We start from the raw sequence: 16748 nt of genomic DNA, 5'->3' as shown, positions 1-16748 counted from the left end.
AACCAGTTATTGACAATTCATTTCGATTGAATTACAGTATGCTACATGAGTGACATACTGACATACTTGTGAATATACTTGGCCAAAGGGAGCACTCCAGAAGTGTGACAAATAGATAACGGGGAGATAGAATTTATGAAAACATTAATCGAATTCAAAAACGTAACGAAAGAATACAAAATAGGCGAAGTGCCGATCAAGGCGCTGAACGGCGTTGACTTTTCCATCAACGAGGGCGAATTCGTCGTTGTTCTGGGTGCAAGCGGCGCCGGTAAAAGCACGATTCTGAATATACTTGGTGGCATGGATACGGCTACCTCGGGTAAAGTGACTGTTGGCGATAAGGATATTACTAGCTTCAACGAGAAGAAGCTTACGGGATATCGCGCCGAGAAGGTAGGCTTTGTCTTTCAATTCTATAATTTAATCCCTAATTTGAATGCTTTAGAAAACGTTGAATTCGCCACTGAAGTATGTGAAAACCATCTGGATGCTAAAGAGATATTAAATAAAGTCGGGTTAAAGAACCGGATGAAAAACTTCCCGTCTCAGCTCTCCGGAGGAGAACAGCAGCGAGTCGCCATAGCTCGCGCCGTTGCTAAAAACCCTTCGCTATTACTCTGCGATGAGCCCACCGGCGCGTTGGATTATATGACTGGTAAGTCCGTCTTGAAGCTTCTTCAGGATTTGAACAGGGAAACGAAAAAGTGTGTTGTATTAGTCACGCATAACTCCGCGATTGCGCCGATGGCGGATAAAATCATTCGGGTGAAAAGCGGAAAAATCGAAAGCGTAACGGTCAATGAGCACAAACAAAGCGTTGAAGGGATTGAGTGGTGATGAAATTATTCAAAAAATTGTTAAGGGATATCAAGCAATCGATCGGCCAATTTCTTGCCTTTGTGTTGGTTATCACCATAGGCGCTTTTTTCTACACGGGGTTAGTTACGTTAAGCGATAATCTTAGCGCATATACGAAGGACTACTTTCAAGAACATAATTTAAGTGACTTGAACGTCTACTATGACCAAATTTCCAAGCAGGACACGTCGGAGTTGGGTGAAATTGAAGGGATAAACAAGGTTGAAGGACGGTACACCTTCGATGCGACGCTATCTTTTGACGATACAAAAGCGATCTTAAAGATCCATTCGATCCCCGACAACAATATCATTAATACGCCTACGATGATCCAGGGCAGTCTCCCGTCTGGCAAGGATCAAATCTTGCTGGATTCCCATTACGCCAGGGAACATCAGTACGAAGTCGGTGATCAAATAAAGTTAAGTGTCAATGACGATAATGTGGCATTCAATGTTAGCGGCTTGGGCGAGAATGTGGAATATGCCAAAAAGAACGAAACCCAGGACCATAAAACGTCTGGATTCGCATATGTGGCTGAAGCGGGAGTTCCTCGAATCGCCGGTAGCCTTTACTATAATGAAGTTTTGATCGATGCGGAAGAAGGGTACGATATAGACCGATTAGGCCAAAACGTTGAAGCGCAATCCCAAAAACTTTCCTATGTAAGCCAAATAAGCAAAGATCGAACATTCAGTTATTCGCAGCTCCAACAAACAGTCTATAACAATAAATTGATGAGCAGGGTTATTCCGTTGGTTCTCTTTATAATCGAAGCGATCATTCTCTTCCTCACTATGTCTCGGATCATCGATTCGCAAAGGAACCAAGTAGGAATTATGAAGGCGTTAGGAGTGAAGAACAGCAGCATCATGCTCCATTACATGGGGTTCCCGGTGCTTGTCGGCATCATAGGTTCCATTCTTGGTTGCATCGTTGCGGCAATCATATTCATTCCAATGATTGAGACGTCGAATGCTAGATCCTACTCGCTGCCGAGCATTAGCTTCTCCCTATCCTCCTTCTCGGTCATTATGCCTATCCTGTTCTCGAGCGCATTCGGCATGCTGGCTTGTTACTTGAGCGGCATAGGTATTCTGCGAGAACGCGCAGCGCAGGCGATGAGGCCTAAACCTCCGAAGAAGATGAAGAAGCTACTCATTGAACGGTTTCCGGGAATCTGGAGACGCATTTCCTATAGCTACAAACTCATTTTGAGAAACATCTTTCTTAATAAGCAAAAGGCGTTAGCGAGCTCCGTTGGCGTTGTGGTGAGCACGGTGTTATTGATCACTGCTTTCGGAACTCAAACGTCCTTGCAAAGGGTGGCTGACCAGATCGAAGAGGTAAATACCTATGATCTGAAGGTCGAATATTCAAGGGGAGCAGAGTTAGAGAAGGTTCAGCTACCCACCGGGATTGAGGGCAGCTATTATCTATCGGCCTTTCCCGTGGAATTCGTCAAAGGTGATGATCATGAGAACGCCACGTTGACCGTTACGGAGAAGGACAACGCTCTTATTCAATTTATCGACGAGAACGACAATCCGATGACGCTTATGGACAGCGGCGTGCTGGTACCCAAATCGTATGCGGATCACTATAAGGTTGCGATAGGGGATACGATCCGAATGCAATTCACCGATCCGTCGTTTGAGAATAAAACGGTCGATATGAAGGTTACGCAAATATCCAATCAATATTCGAATCCGTCGTTCTATTGCACAATTGCGTATCTCAAGAGCTTTGGCATCGACTACAACCCAACCTCGATTCTAGTGAAAGCCAGTAACGCCGCAGACCTTACTAACGTCCGACAGTTCTTCGAACAAGACAATCAGGTAGATACAATCGCGGACAAAGATGATTTAAAAGAATCCGCACAATATATTCTGAAGCAAAATAGTTTCATCTTCATCATGTTTATCATTAGTGCCGTCATTCTTTCGTTTGGCGCCATCTACACGATATCCTCCATCAATATTTATGAAAGGAATCGCGAGCTGGCTACTCTTAAGGTATTGGGTTATCAAAAAAGCAAAATAAATCGGCTTATCTTCTTTGAGAACTTGATACTCACCTCTTTTGCGGTCATTATAGCACTGCCGATCAGCGGGTATATGTATTCCATTATTATAGAGGCGCTGTCGAGTACCCATCAGCAAATCCCAGATCAAATAAATATGTTTGTTATGCTGGTAGCAGTCATTCTTGCATTTTTGCTTACCACTCTCTCTAACTTGCTGCTTCGGAGAAAGGTATCCCGAATCAATATGATTGAATCGTTAAAAAGTATAGAATAATCGGCTAGCCCCGTCCTTTTGTGAAAGTGAGAAGGGCGATCAATGAGATAAAACTACATCTGTGCTTCCAAGGGTCTTGCCAATTTGATTCCGAGCGGACTTGCGCAAGGTCTAAGCGGCTACGGCTTTAACTGCCCTGACATGTTTGGAGGCGGCTAGTACTCCGACAATGATTCGAGGCGAAGACAATGGTTCAAACGGTCGGATTCATCGATCAGGCATTATCTGATGAAAACATGCGTGAGTCTTCTAGACAACCTAGGCCACCGCAGTCAAAAACACTGCTTTCTTATGTATGGTTCCTTGATGAACTTGAACCAGGTGGGCATGTATATAACATTGCAGACAGCATCCGAATTAAAGGAGACTTGGATACGGATAAACTTAGAATGGCCATTGAAGCTGTTATTTAGCGTCATGAAATATTACGCTCAACCATCGGCAGTATGGAAGACGAATCTGTTCAAATCATAGCTAGTCAGTTAAATATCGAGCTGCCGTGTATCAATCTTGGAGGAACAGGCAGAGCAAATTAAGCATTGAGGCAGGCTTGAGGCACAGATGCCTTTTGATTTGAAGACTGGGCCATTAATTTGAGTGCGTTTACTTGGAAATCACTGTTGTTAACGAAGACTCCATTTTGAGCACTTAGTTTAGCGGTATCCGAGCTCATTTTATTGACGCACTCATCTGAACAATACTTTTTATAATGAGACTTGCTTGCCGGTTTCTTCTTTTCCCGTTGCCGATAAATTCTTGATCTTCTTGTTTTTGTGCTACTTCAATCGTTGCAAGCGGGGTTTGTACTTTCTCTTGAAGCTTGGCTTTATGCTTGATGACAGCTTTTCCCCAGACAAATGTGTACCGATTCGCATTGGCTTCGATCTTGGTACCGTCCAGAAAGTAATGTTCCAATGTGACGTACTTCTCTTCGATGAGAAACTGAAGGACGGCAGTAAACACACATTCAAGCACGTCTTTCATCGCTGAGAACGAAAGCGATTGTCCGGGCGTTGTCATCCAGCTTATTTACAGCGGTATTCACAAGACGAACAAGGTGATTGGGTGGAATGTCTTCTTCTAAATTCATTGGCAGGAAAAGTTGGTCCATGGAATATTGAATGTACATAGAAATCGCTCCTTTTGAATGGTTGGTAGTACTTCCATTTTACCAAAAAGAGAGATTTCTTTGTGTTGTTATGTGTTAATAAAATTGACAATTCATGCTCGAAGTAGCGTAGAGGACGAAACGATTTCGAAAAAGCGTTAGCGGTCGCCTTGGTCTCCGAATTTCAACCGCTACCGGTTTCAATTCAGAAATTTGGGGACCACAGCGATTGTAGGATCGATCCGTTCTCGGAGCGTCCGCTCACACCATCTTTTTACTTCAACAGAAAAAGGGTGCCCTAGCCATTTCTCAATGGCTTTTGGGACACCCTCTTCTTCTTTAGGTTCATTTAAAATCTACGTATTATCATTTCGTTTCTAGCTGAACTCTAATATTTCAATGACATTGCCAAAAGGGTCTTTAAAAGCGCTGTAGTATCCCGGGAGGCAAGGTTGAGGCGTGTCATAGATCATTTTTATTCCTTGGGCTGACAATGGATTCCGTACTCCGCGATACTTCCAACCCTAACTTTTCACAATAAAACTGTTTTGCCAGTTTCATATTATAGACGAAAATCGGAATGAGACGTGTTCTTTGCACTTTTTAATCCCCCAATAGCCTTGTCCATAGCTTTTATCATTATAAAGGGGGAAGGAAGTGAAAAATTATTCTACATTGCTAATTCTTCTTCTGATCGAATATTTTGGGATTCAGACTCCAGAAAATCCGGTGTCTAGTTGAATTGTAATAATTCAATGACATTGCCAAATGGATCTTTAAAAGCACTGTAGTATCCCGGAGGACATGGTTGAGGCGTGTCATAAATAACTTCAATTCCTTTTTCCGTCATTTCAGTAATGGATTGCACCAGATTATCTGTCTGTAGGCCTAGAACGACTTGAGATTGATTTGGATAGTTTGATTGAGCGGATAACGCAACCTGACACAGAATAACTGGAATACCGTCATGTACTAATTCTACTAATGTGTCATCGAAATCCTGCGCTACTTCAAATCCCAATTTCTCACAATAAAATTGTTTGGCAAGTTCCATATTAGATACATAAATCGAAATGACACATATTTTGTGCATGTACTATTCCTCCTATTTGTTGTATATAAGTCAAATTATACAAGGAGTAAGAGGTGGGAAATTCTTCTACTTTGCTGTTTTACTTCACTTTTTTGTGCTGTTCGAATAATAGAAGTGGAAGGTTAACAACAATCGGTGGATCAAAAGGTAATGGAGATCTTAATCGGATCGTCATATTGATATCTGTATTGTCCGTCACATGAATAGCCGAAGGGAATATCCCCCGCAAGGAATCATCAAGTACAAAATAATTTTTAGGATTGATACTCCATGGAATCCCCGCAACTAGAGTATAATACGTTCCTTCTGGGACATTTGTAAAAGTACACGTACGATTCTTTCGATTCATTGCGGTACCCGCAATAGGTCGCTGATCGGGAATAGGTCGCGGAAATAAACCTACGAAAATCATTCCACGAAAAGAATCAGGAGCCTCGATGTGGCAGCAAATCTTCTGAGTAGAGTTAAGGTCAGTTGCATTCAGCAATAATTCTTGATTCTCATATTGATTCATATAGGCAGATAATGCATCAGAAAGATTACGAAATTTCTTTGGTGTCACACCGACATTTTCCTTGAATCGTGTGTTAAATGTTCCTACACTTCTAAATCCAATAGCCATTAAGACCTTTACAAGTAGTGAGGGGGCTTTAAGTAACTCCAATTTGCCAGATTCGATCCGTAAGGCCGAGAGATAATGACGGGGGGAAATACCCGTAACGCTTTTAAATATTCTAGTAAAATGATAAGGGCTATAACTAACGTGGACAGCCAACTGCTCAGATGTAATATCTTCATCTAGATGAGCTTTCATATAGCTGATCGCTTGTACAGTAGCCGAAATATGATCATCTTTCATATGGATATACCTACGAAGTGGAACACAAGCTGAGTCAACAAGGTTCATAGCCTCCTTAAGCTTAAATTCATTTTATGATGATATTACCTCTACAGATTCTGACCCACAATCTACTAAATAATCCTTACTTGTCCCAAATAATATAGCCTTCTTCAAGTGTCATTTCATTGAAACCTGCCATATTGCGCGCTTGATAATTAATGGGCTTGTAACTACCCATAATAATGATATTTTGAATGTCAGTCACACCTTCTGAAGGTAGGGAAAAGACTTTGGAATAGTTATACGATTCTCTAAGCGTAGAGTGGATAGCATTAATGAGTGTATCATTATCGACTCTCCCCATTAAATTCAATATGACAGAGCCATCGGAACGAAGTTTGTCTCCTGTTATTTGAAAAAAGTCCTTAGAAACTAATTGCCTAGGAGTACCTTTATCGGTGAACGCATCCAAGATGATATAATCATAGACGTCCGTTTCTTCACTCTCGAGAATAGAGCGTCCATCCCCAATGATCACATTATCCTTACTATATCCGAAATATGTCTTACTTAGCTCTACAACTTTCTCATCCAGTTCTGCTACCTTAAAATTCTTCTCTGAAAAATAGCTAGCCATCGTCCCAATGCCATGACCGATAAGAAATACCTCGTTGAATGATGGATCATTAAACTCCATAAGATGTATGATGGCTCTAGGATATTCGAACATAACGCGCTCTGAATCATTTAAATCCATTGCACCCTGGGTTGCATCATTTGAGAATTGAAGTACTCGGAAATTTCCTTTCTCACCATACCATTCGTTAGTATCATAGACTGTGATCTCATGATTATCGCTCAGTTCTTTAAAAAGTAAATGCAAGTTATCGCTCTCCTTTACGATAGGGTGGATTGACACTAAATGATACCTAATATAGTAGATATGTATATTACGATTGTTGTTACTCTCTATATAATAGCCTAATTTTATATGCTCGTTATAGAGAAACAGACAATTTCGTTATCTTGCTCTTATATTCCCAAACGCGTACATTCGGTCATTAATATGGTTATAATGTTGAAAGTGGAGGTGAGATCAATCGTGAAAAAAGAAGATCGGTTCTACAGTCATGCGGAAACGGTATCGGAGGAACACTGGCTAGCCATCATCTCGAATGATATTTCTTACGACGGTCAATTTTTTTACGCTGTGAAGACTACAGGCATTTTCTGTCGCCCATCTTGTAAATCCAGACCTCCTAGAATAGAGAATGTCACAATATTTCAAACTGCCGATCACGCATTAACTGAAAATTTCCGTCCATGTAAACGATGTAAACCCACTGGGCAACGATTGCCCGACCATGAATGGGTGGCGGTAGTTACAGAATATATCGATCGAAATTATATGGATAATCTAACATTAGAGAGTCTTGCAGAAATATGTCATGGAAGTCCATACCATTTGCATCGTACGTTCAAACGAATTCAAGAGATTACACCCGTTGAATATATTCATATGATCAGAATAAAGAAAGCCAAGGAATATTTAGTAGAGACAGACAAATCGATATCGGATGTAGGTCATCTTATTGGGATGCACAATACGTCTTATTTCATAACATTTTTCAAAAGAATGACAGGCTCTACGCCATTAAATTATCGGCACAACCCAAAAGACCATCGTAGTGAATGATGGTCTTTTGGGTTGTGTAGTTGATAAAACATATGTATATGACGCTAGTTGTTACTCTTAACATATTTCAGAACAGATTTTCCTAGGGCTACAAGAATTATGATTATGGAAATGACATCCAGGGAGAATCCCACAAACGCCCCAATATATAATACATAAACACTACCCATATAAAACAATAAAAATATCGATAAATGATTCCTGAAACAGGAGCAAGAAGAAGAAGAAGAAGAGCACCTGAGAAATATAGATTCTTATATTTTTTATAATTTAGAAAAGCGATAATATTTGGGAAAACTAAACACAATGTTATATCGGTTCAATTTCGTTATCTTGCTCTTACATTCTCAAATACGTACATATGGTCATGAATGTGGTTATAATGTTGACAATGGAGGTGCAGCAAAATGATAACCAAATCTAAGCAAACAATGTATTGGACACGATTGACTCATGATGACTGGAGTATATATATAGCAGCAACAGCAACTGGATTATGTTATGTAGGCTCGCAAGACAAACCTTTTGAAGAGTTGGATGATTGGGCAAAAAAGAAGTTCTCAGGTTGTGATATGATCGAGGATGACGAGAAGCTTCAAACCTATGCGAAAGAACTCATCGAATATTTCGAAGGACAACGTCAAAGCTTCACCGTACCTTTTGATTTCCATGGAACGCCATTTCAATTAGCTGTGTGGAACGCTCTATGTGAAATTCCATTTGGACAGACCCAATCCTATTCAGATATCGCGAATGCTATCAATAAGCCAGCTGCTATACGTGCTGTCGGTACTGCCATTGGTGCGAATCCCGTTTTAGTCACCGTACCTTGTCATCGAGTCATTGGTAAGAATGGATCACTCACTGGGTATCGTGGAGGTTTGGATATGAAAACCAAGCTTTTACAACTAGAACGGACTTATGCGGTACTTACAGGGAGTACACCAAACCATGTCTAATTCTCTTTCAGATAAGATGGGTGGACTAGATTGGGATTCATTACAACTGACATTAGATGAGCAAGGATATGCTCATATTCCTAAAATTTTGAATTCTGATCAATGTATTGAAATCATGAACACCTACGAAGTTGAGAAGTATTTCCGCAGTACTATTAATATGTCTAGATATCGATTTGGACTTGGTGAATATAAGTACTACGAAGCACCCTTGCCTGACCTAATTGAACAATTACGTGCTGGTTTTTATCCAGAACTCGCTAAGGCAGCCAATCGTTGGCGAGAACAGCTTGGACGTGATCACAGCTATCCAACGGTCTTGTCGGAATTTCTAGATCAATGTCATGATCAAGGTCAGTATCGCTCTACACCTCTAATACTTAAGTATGAAGTAGGCGGGTATAACTGCCTGCATCAAGATTTGTATGGTGACGTGTATTTTCCTTTTCAAGTCGTATTTGCTTTAAATGAAAAAGAGGTCAATTACACTGGTGGAGAATTTCTATTAGTGGAACAGCGCCCACGTGCACAAAGTAGAGGGCATGTGATAACGTTAGAACAGGGTGCTGGACTAATATTTCCGACGAATAATCGTCCTGTTGCTGGATCACGCGGATACTATAAAACGATTCTTCGGCATGGAGTCAGCACTATTACATCAGGAACAAGATACAGCTTAGGTATTATTTTTCATGATGCCAAATAGGGATGTGAGTTAACATATGACAACGGAGTATCTCTATAAAAACCCCAAGACCCTTCTTAATAAAGGCACAGGCTTTCTTTCAGGGTATAGTCATTCCTTAAATCCTTATACAGGGTGTATATTTGGTTGCTCCTACTGTTATGTGCGTCAAATGCCTGTATCCACATTTCGCGGAGATGAATGGGGGAAATGGGTAGATATCAAGCAAGGTGCTGCAGACATTTTTCGTAAAGAGCTTAAGAGAGCTAATGCTAAGGGTGACGTTTCTATTTTCATGTCATCGAGTACGGATCCCTATCAACCTGTTGAGCAAACAGAGAGGGTGACGCGATCCCTTCTTGAAGTTATAGTGGAAGATCCCCCTGAATTTCTATTTGTTCAAACGCGGAGTCCTCTTGTTCGGAGAGATATCGATTTATTACTACTTCTTCGAGAACGAGTGAGAGTAAGTATGACCATTGAAACGGACCGAGAAGATATACGTAAACATTTCTCACCTCATGCACCCCCAATCCAAGGTAGACTAGAAACACTTCGATTGTTAAAAGAAGCGGGTGTCCCAACACAAGCAACGATTGCTCCAATGCTACCGAGTAGCGAAGGGTTTGCGGATTTATTAAGACCACTGGTCAACCGAATATGCATCGATGATTATTTCATGGGAGACGGTAGCGGTGGCAAACGAACTCGAAATTTAAAAATAGATGCGATGTATAAGGAATTAGGTTTGGAAGAGTGGTACCAACCTTCAGCGTATAAGATGTTATATGATCGATTTATACAGGTTTTCCCTGCAGAACAGATTTTCATTAGTCAAAGAGGATTTGAACCCTAATCTCTAAAAGAAACGAAGGTATGTGTATATGAGCAAGACAAACGCCATGAGAATTCTTGATAAGAATAAAGTAACGTATGTAATCCACGAATATGACAACGAAGATGGGCAGATTCATGGTGCCGCAGTGGCAGAGAAAATCAATAAACCAGCAGAAATAGTATTTAAAACGCTAGTAACGCATAGTAAGCAGGATTTGTTTGTATTTGTCATACCAGTAGCTGAAGAATTGGATTTGAAAAAGGCGGCAAAAGCAGCTGGGGAGAAGAAAATCGAAATGTTACCTATGAAAGAATTACAACAGTGGACCGGATATATCCGCGGCGGTTGCTCTCCGGTAGGCATGAAAAAGCTGTTTCCGACTTATATTGATCTGAGTGCAGCAGATTTAGAAAAGATGTTAGTGAGTGCTGGAAAAGTAGGACTACAGATGGAACTGAATCCTCAACATCTGAAGGGAATTGTATCTGCCACATTTATTGATCTGACTAGTGATGACCCCGCATAGTGTAAGTGAGGATTTCAACAGAGTAATGGAGGAAAGTTCGTTGCAAAGCATCCCAACTAAATATTTTGAATATGGCATAGAAGAATTAGAATATTTGAAAAGTGTTGACCCTACCCTAGGAGCAGCGATGACAAGATTGGGTAAGGTCGAACGTGTTATTATTCCTGATTTGTTCACCGCACTCATTCATGCTATTGTAGGTCAGCTTATTTCTGTGAAGGCAGTTCACACGATTTGGACAAGGATGCAGGAACAACTCGGTGAGATTTCCCCACAGAATATTGCAAGCCGGAGCGCTGATGGTATTCAAGCTTGTGGAATGACGATGAAAAAAGCCCTGTGTATTCAACGTATCGCCCATACGATTGCGGAAGGTGCCTTTAACCTGGATGAACTGCATCGTCTATCAGATGTCGAGGTTATTAAGAAATTGATGACCTTACATGGTGTAGGTAAATGGACGGCTGAAATGATGCTTATTAACTCGATGGAACGTCGTGATATTGTCAGTTGGGGGGATATTGCTATTCGTCGTGGAATGATGAAGTTGTATGGTCTTAGTGAAATTTCAAAAGAACAGTTCGAAGAATATCGTCTTAGATATTCACCTCTAGGTTCAATTGCTTCCATATACCTTTGGAATCTTTCATTTGAATAGAGTAGGGGAGACATATAGGAGTAATTGCAATGATGAAGTTATAAGGTTAATTGAAATTTAGTGCTAAGGGGTACATGAAGTGGAAACAACGATTAGAGAACAATTATTAGAGCTAGTTGATGAGAAATATCAAAAATTCAGTTCTGCACTTATTCCCAATACTAATAATATTCTAGGGGTACGGCTACCAGAGCTTCGTAAAGTTGCTAAGAGTATCGCAAAGGGCGATTGGCGTTCCTATCTGGAACATGCTGAGACTGAGTATTTCGAGGAAATCATGGTACAAGGTATGGTCATTGGTTATGTCAAAGCAGATATCAAAGAAATACTGCTGTATGTCGCCGCGTTTGTTCCCAAGATTGATAACTGGTCTGTATGCGATAGTGTTAGTATAGGCCTTAAATTTACTAAAAAGAACATGAAGCAGGTATGGGACTTCTTACAACCTTATTTGGCTTCTGACAAAGAATATGAAATTCGGTTTGGTGTAGTGATGTTACTTAATTACTATATCGATGAAGAGTACATTAGCCTTGTTCTACAAACGTTAGATAACATCAACCACGAGGGATATTATGTGAAAATGGCTGTCGCTTGGGCAATATCTATTTGTTATATAAAGCTCCCCCAACCTACGATGATCTACTTAACAAGTAATTCCCTCGACGATTTTACATACAATAAATCTCTTCAAAAGATTACAGAATCTTTCCGAGTGGATCAAGATACTAAACAGATCATTCGTAGCATGAAACGAAAATAATACTGAATTTGTCATATTTGATATTTCAAATGGTCAACACAGTGGTATGAACGATCTTATATGATTGATCCAAATCGCTCACTTCTTTGAGAAAGGAAGTGAGCGTTTTTTTTATACAGCAAATGCGGTGTGTTATTTCATATTATCCAAATAATTTTCAGCATTTATTGACATTTTATTTAGCAATTTCATGGCGAATGCATGCTCTTCGGAAGACAAATCTTTCGTTGTTATACTGGACCATCCAGATAGAATTGACGTTAGGGTTGATTTGAAGGCATGTGCTTTATCGGTTAGATACAGTTTCTTTATTCGTTTATCTACACTAAATGTTTTTCTCTCTACATATCCTTCTTTCTCTAATTTCGCAATTGCTCTAGCGGCGGTGCCCTTGTCCATTTTTAATTGTTGTGCAATTTCATCCTGAGATAAACCTTCATTATCATATAACACTGCGAGGAATTGATATTGACCTGCGCCTAGATTATATTCTTTCAACTGCTCATTCATATAAACATTGCCGTATCGATGGAGTAATGATATCCAACGACCGACAGACTGTTGTTTCATGTTGTCCATTGGTATTCCCCTTTCAGAGGTTACACTCTTAATTCATCTATTCTCATTGTAAGCGATAGTGCAGCATTTAAACAAATGAAATGATGGGCTTGATACATGAGGGATTATATTGTAATATTAGTTGCATACACAACAGAATGTTTTATTTGTATAATTTTAAACATGATTATAAGCTTTTTTATTAGTTGTTTACGCAATTGAATTCAAATTATGAGATGTCCGGACACATTCTCTAATAAGTCGAATTATTTTCTTTTCCAAATATATAAGATAGCGAGATGATGATCATAGAAGCAGTTATTAGTAAAGCAAACCCACTTCATATGAGTAGTAAGGCGAAAATTTTAATGCTAGCCATTTTAATTCTCGGCTCTTTCTCAGCTTTGTTGAATCAAACCCTATTGAATGTTGCTATCCCAGAATTGAGTAAGGTATTTAATTTAGAAGTGAGTACCGTCCAGTGGTTAAGTACAGGATTTATCATGGTAAATGGAATAGTCATACCGATTATGGCCTATCTCATAGGGAAATTCTCTACAAGACAATTATTTATAAGTGCCATAGGGCTATTTACAATCGGTACCATCGTATGTGCGTCTGCACCAAGTTTTTCCTTTCTGTTAATAGGTCGCTTACTTCAAGCCGCTGCTGCTGGAGTCATGATGCCACTAGTACAAACCGTCATTTTCAGTTTATTTCCTCCAGAGAAAAGAGGGAAGGCCATGGGTATGGTTGGTATTGCCATGACATGTGCGCCTGCCATTGGTCCGACCTTATCTGGATGGGTCTTACAGAACTACTCTTGGAGAGTGTTATTTTACATTGTTATTCCAATTGGGGTTTCAAACATCATTTTAGCTTACTTCTTCTTACGAAATGTGACTGAGAGAAGCAATCCGAAATTTGATACGTTAGGGGTTATAACATCGACGATCGGATTAGGATCATTATTATATGGATTCTCGACAGCTGGAAGTTTAGGTTGGGGTGCTACACAAGTCATCATAACGATCATTATTGGTGTAATATTTATAAGCTTATTTATATGGCGAGAGTTAGTCGCTGAACAACCGATGCTTAACTTATCTGTCTTTAAGAATAAGCAGTTTTCCATCACGATAGCCATTGGTGCTTTTGTCGCACTTGCTATGTATAGTGTGGAACTCTTAACGCCTGTCTATATTCAGAACATATTGGGTCAGTCTACATTTCAAACAGGTTTAATGTTATTACCTGGTGCAGTTTTGATGGGAATCATGTCACCTATTACTGGCATCATATTAGATCGTTATGGCATACGTCCATTAGCTTTTACAGGAATGTCTATTCTTGTTGTAGCATCTTGGTTATATACTTCATTAAGTCTAGATTCTAGCTTACTGTATATATCTGTGTTGTACTCTTCATTTATGTTGGGTATCTCATTTATAATGATGACCGTCATGACACATGGATTAAATCAACTGTCACATTCGCTGAGCAGACATGGTGCAGCTGCAGCCAATACCGCACGTATGGTTTCTGGTTCAATTGGTACAGCGTTATTAACTACCATTATGTCTACACAAACAAAGAACTATTTACCTGAATTATCAAATTCATTCTCAGAATCAGAGGGTATGAAATTAGCAAGTATTATGGGCATGCAAGATGCTTTTCTTGTGACTTCATTGCTGGCTGTTATCATATTTATTATGACATTTTTTCTTAAAAAGAAGTAAGAGTACATGTTAATGTATTAATATTCCAAAGGAGAGTTTTGAATTGAATATCGTAATGATTGTCATACAATGTTTTTTCGTATTTATGTTTCTTGTAGCAGGTACAACGAAGTTGCTAGGTAGTAAACAGCAAGAAGAGATTTTTAAAGAGATTAATTTACCACAATGTCTTCGGGTTGTAACAGGATTGGTTGAAGTACTTGGAGCTATTGCCTTAGTCATTGGCTTTTGGGATGAAATGTTTGTAGCTTTAGGTGGGCTGATTATCGGATCGACAATGCTCGGGGCTACAGGGATTCACATGATCATTAAGGATGCATTCAAAAAAGTGCTACCTCCATTCATTTTCGCCTTACTGGCGCTTTCATTAACATTAGAATGGATTCTACAAGTATTATAAAATGGAATGGACTGACCCAAATAAAAACCTAATTTTTCTACTATACGTAGAAAAATTAGGTTTTTATTAAATATAGAAGAAAGTATAAATTTCACTTGATACTCTTTCTTATAATTCCGAAGCGAAGGATACCTGTCATTAAGGTACCGGATAGTCGTTTCTCCTTGTGGAAATACATTAAGTAGTTGGCCTCTATTTTTTAATTGTTTAAAAATGTCATAAGCAGATTGTCTAATCTCGTTTAATAGATGATAATAATTAAGATGCTAAGTCATATTTTGTTTTTTAATACCTTAGGAGGTAGAGAAAGATTGGTTAATAAAGAACACTATATGGAGATTTGTTTAGATGCTAAGAATAATTATGAACAATATAAAAAGGAAGCAGAGGATTTCGTTGTTAGAACGGAGTATGTTTCGGATAAACGTTATGATTTGACTCCTTATTGGTTCGAACGAAACCATGAAAAAAGAGGACGAATATTAAAAAAGGAAACCGATACATTTTATGGATTTGATAAAGATGGCAAATTACGTGTTACTTACTGCGATGAACTCATCAATGGAATTGGCTACACAACGTATTCAGATAATCAAATTTTGACACGACTATATCGGAATGGCAGGATTGATTCAATCAAAGAAATAACATATGAGGATGGTCGCCCCATACGAAGTGTCGAATTCGTTACACGTCACAACCTAGATATAAATGATGCTTGGCTTACGGACGAAGAATATATTTATGAGCAAGAACGTTTAGTTAAAGTGATTTGTCCAAAATACAGTGAGCCATCCCAATCTTTAGGTTTGAACAGACTTTATACATACTTGGAGTACAATGACAATGGTGAGCTTTACAAAGTTCTAGATGGAAATCATCGTATTCTCTATATTAATATTTCAAAAAAAGAAGCAGATACATTACGTGTTGAAGTAAAGTCGGAACTGATTGATGAAATGGAAATCATCGTGAGAGATATAAGAAACAAAGTACAGGGGAAAAATGTGTGTTTTATTGCGATTTACTTACATGATGATCTTGATGGTATCTATGATCCAGTATTTCATCCCGGTATTGAACAAGTTAGACTTGAACAAATTGAGCAGAAAAAGGATATATATACGATATGGGCTTCTGGCGAGCATCCGGTAAACTACCAGGTAGGGCTCAGAAATAAGGAAATACTGGAAAAGCTTCAGAAACTAACGATGTATTGGGAAATGAGAGGTAGCTGGTGGATTCAAGGAAAAAAACTGTGGCAAGAAGTTGCATATACAGTAAACCAGCAAGATTATTCAGAGAATTTATTGGTGACCAATGACTTTATATTCTTTGTGGATTGGGAAAGTTTTGATGTGAAAAAGGGTGGGCTTGCTAAAAGCGTTCCTGAAGTAAAATTAGAGAAATTACGTGCTGTAGGACTGTTAAAGAAAGCTTGAAAATCTAATGAAGTAGACGTAATCCCCCACGACGACAAGATCATTCATGCTATTATAAAGTAAAAATTTGTAAAATAATTATCAAAGAGATATTCATTATTGGATGTCTCTTTTTGTAGGAGAGGATTCAAGTGATTGATTTTATAGAATTGAATGGTCTCCCTCTACCTAGCGTTCAAAAAACTTTTATTTTATATGATGGATTGTAATATGAAGTGCGACAGTTTGAAATGAAAATATCCCATGGAAGATTCGTGTAAAATGGAGTCACCAAA

The 16748-nt window shown here is 39.1% G+C and carries 17 protein-coding genes and 1 pseudogene; 13 read left to right on the top strand and 5 right to left on the bottom strand.

Annotation, left to right across the window (positions count from 1 at the left end; translation table 11 throughout):
- Positions 1-135: 135 nt before the first annotated feature.
- From PGLA_RS15170 to PGLA_RS15160, 3 genes are all read left to right on the top strand, one after another.
- Positions 136-840 carry an ABC transporter ATP-binding protein gene (locus tag PGLA_RS15170; RefSeq protein WP_068534168.1) on the top strand — a complete coding sequence of 235 codons (705 nt, stop codon included), beginning with the start codon at positions 136-138 and terminating at the stop codon, positions 838-840.
- A complete protein-coding gene (locus PGLA_RS15165; protein WP_068534166.1) occupies positions 840-3164 on the top strand; it encodes an ABC transporter permease in 2325 nt (774 codons plus the stop codon). Before PGLA_RS15170 ends, PGLA_RS15165 begins: the two co-directional genes overlap by 1 nt.
- Positions 3165-3352: 188 nt before the next feature.
- A complete protein-coding gene (locus PGLA_RS15160) occupies positions 3353-3577 on the top strand; it encodes a hypothetical protein (RefSeq protein ID WP_068534163.1) in 225 nt (74 codons plus the stop codon).
- A gap of 343 nt (positions 3578-3920) precedes the next feature.
- On the opposite strand, the pseudogene PGLA_RS26915 reads toward PGLA_RS15160, so the two are convergent.
- The 4 genes and pseudogenes from PGLA_RS26915 to PGLA_RS15140 all read right to left on the bottom strand — a co-directional run.
- A pseudogene (locus tag PGLA_RS26915) lies at positions 3921-4293 on the bottom strand (transposase); the annotation flags it as partial.
- Between the two features lie 712 nt (positions 4294-5005).
- A complete protein-coding gene (locus PGLA_RS15150) occupies positions 5006-5365 on the bottom strand; it encodes a VOC family protein (protein ID WP_068534159.1) in 360 nt (119 codons plus the stop codon).
- Positions 5366-5444: 79 nt separating this feature from the next.
- Positions 5445-6272: a response regulator transcription factor gene (locus PGLA_RS15145; protein WP_245699959.1), complete on the bottom strand. Its 828-nt coding sequence runs from the start codon at positions 6270-6272 to the stop codon at positions 5445-5447.
- A 76-nt stretch (positions 6273-6348) separates the two neighbouring features.
- On the bottom strand, positions 6349-7089 hold the full coding sequence (locus PGLA_RS15140; RefSeq protein WP_068534157.1) for a spermidine synthase: 741 nt from the start codon (positions 7087-7089) through the stop codon (positions 6349-6351).
- A gap of 192 nt (positions 7090-7281) precedes the next feature.
- On the opposite strand from PGLA_RS15140, the gene PGLA_RS15135 reads away from it, so the two are divergent.
- From PGLA_RS15135 to PGLA_RS15105, 7 genes are all read left to right on the top strand, one after another.
- Positions 7282-7902 (top strand): bifunctional transcriptional activator/DNA repair enzyme AdaA, encoded by a 621-nt coding sequence (locus tag PGLA_RS15135; protein ID WP_084411139.1) that lies wholly within the window; start codon positions 7282-7284, stop codon positions 7900-7902.
- A gap of 407 nt (positions 7903-8309) precedes the next feature.
- Positions 8310-8861 (top strand): methylated-DNA--[protein]-cysteine S-methyltransferase, encoded by a 552-nt coding sequence (locus tag PGLA_RS15130; protein WP_068534155.1) that lies wholly within the window; start codon positions 8310-8312, stop codon positions 8859-8861.
- Positions 8854-9567, top strand: a complete 714-nt coding sequence (locus PGLA_RS15125) for a 2OG-Fe(II) oxygenase (protein ID WP_068534153.1) — start codon at positions 8854-8856, stop codon at positions 9565-9567. Before PGLA_RS15130 ends, PGLA_RS15125 begins: the two co-directional genes overlap by 8 nt.
- A 16-nt stretch (positions 9568-9583) precedes the next feature.
- Positions 9584-10402, top strand: coding sequence for an SPL family radical SAM protein (locus tag PGLA_RS15120; RefSeq protein WP_068534151.1), 819 nt, complete (start codon positions 9584-9586; stop codon positions 10400-10402).
- Positions 10403-10430: 28 nt separating this feature from the next.
- A complete protein-coding gene (gene ybaK / locus PGLA_RS15115; protein ID WP_425415388.1) occupies positions 10431-10910 on the top strand; it encodes a Cys-tRNA(Pro) deacylase in 480 nt (159 codons plus the stop codon).
- 40 nt (positions 10911-10950) lie between these two features.
- Positions 10951-11568, top strand: coding sequence for a DNA-3-methyladenine glycosylase family protein (locus tag PGLA_RS15110; protein WP_068534147.1), 618 nt, complete (start codon positions 10951-10953; stop codon positions 11566-11568).
- 79 nt (positions 11569-11647) lie between these two features.
- Positions 11648-12331, top strand: coding sequence for a DNA alkylation repair protein (locus PGLA_RS15105; protein WP_068534145.1), 684 nt, complete (start codon positions 11648-11650; stop codon positions 12329-12331).
- A gap of 132 nt (positions 12332-12463) precedes the next feature.
- On the opposite strand, the gene PGLA_RS15100 is transcribed toward PGLA_RS15105, so the two are convergent.
- Complete coding sequence (locus PGLA_RS15100; RefSeq protein ID WP_068534143.1) at positions 12464-12910, bottom strand: MarR family winged helix-turn-helix transcriptional regulator; 447 nt, start codon at positions 12908-12910, stop codon at positions 12464-12466.
- A gap of 278 nt (positions 12911-13188) precedes the next feature.
- On the opposite strand from PGLA_RS15100, the gene PGLA_RS15095 reads away from it, so the two are divergent.
- The 3 genes from PGLA_RS15095 (at position 13189) to PGLA_RS15085 (ending at position 16473) form a co-directional block, all read left to right on the top strand.
- A complete protein-coding gene (locus tag PGLA_RS15095) occupies positions 13189-14631 on the top strand; it encodes a DHA2 family efflux MFS transporter permease subunit (RefSeq protein WP_068534141.1) in 1443 nt (480 codons plus the stop codon).
- Between the two features lie 43 nt (positions 14632-14674).
- Positions 14675-15031, top strand: coding sequence for a DoxX family protein (locus tag PGLA_RS15090; RefSeq protein ID WP_068534139.1), 357 nt, complete (start codon positions 14675-14677; stop codon positions 15029-15031).
- 311 nt (positions 15032-15342) lie between these two features.
- Positions 15343-16473, top strand: a complete 1131-nt coding sequence (locus PGLA_RS15085) for a hypothetical protein (protein ID WP_068534136.1) — start codon at positions 15343-15345, stop codon at positions 16471-16473.
- The last annotated feature ends 275 nt before the right edge of the window (positions 16474-16748 follow it).

It is taken from the genome of Paenibacillus glacialis (assembly GCF_001637205.1).
Classification (GTDB): domain Bacteria; phylum Bacillota; class Bacilli; order Paenibacillales; family Paenibacillaceae; genus Paenibacillus_AQ; species Paenibacillus_AQ glacialis.
Note: the sequence above shows the minus strand (reverse complement) of the source record. Positions and strands in the feature narration are given on the sequence as shown.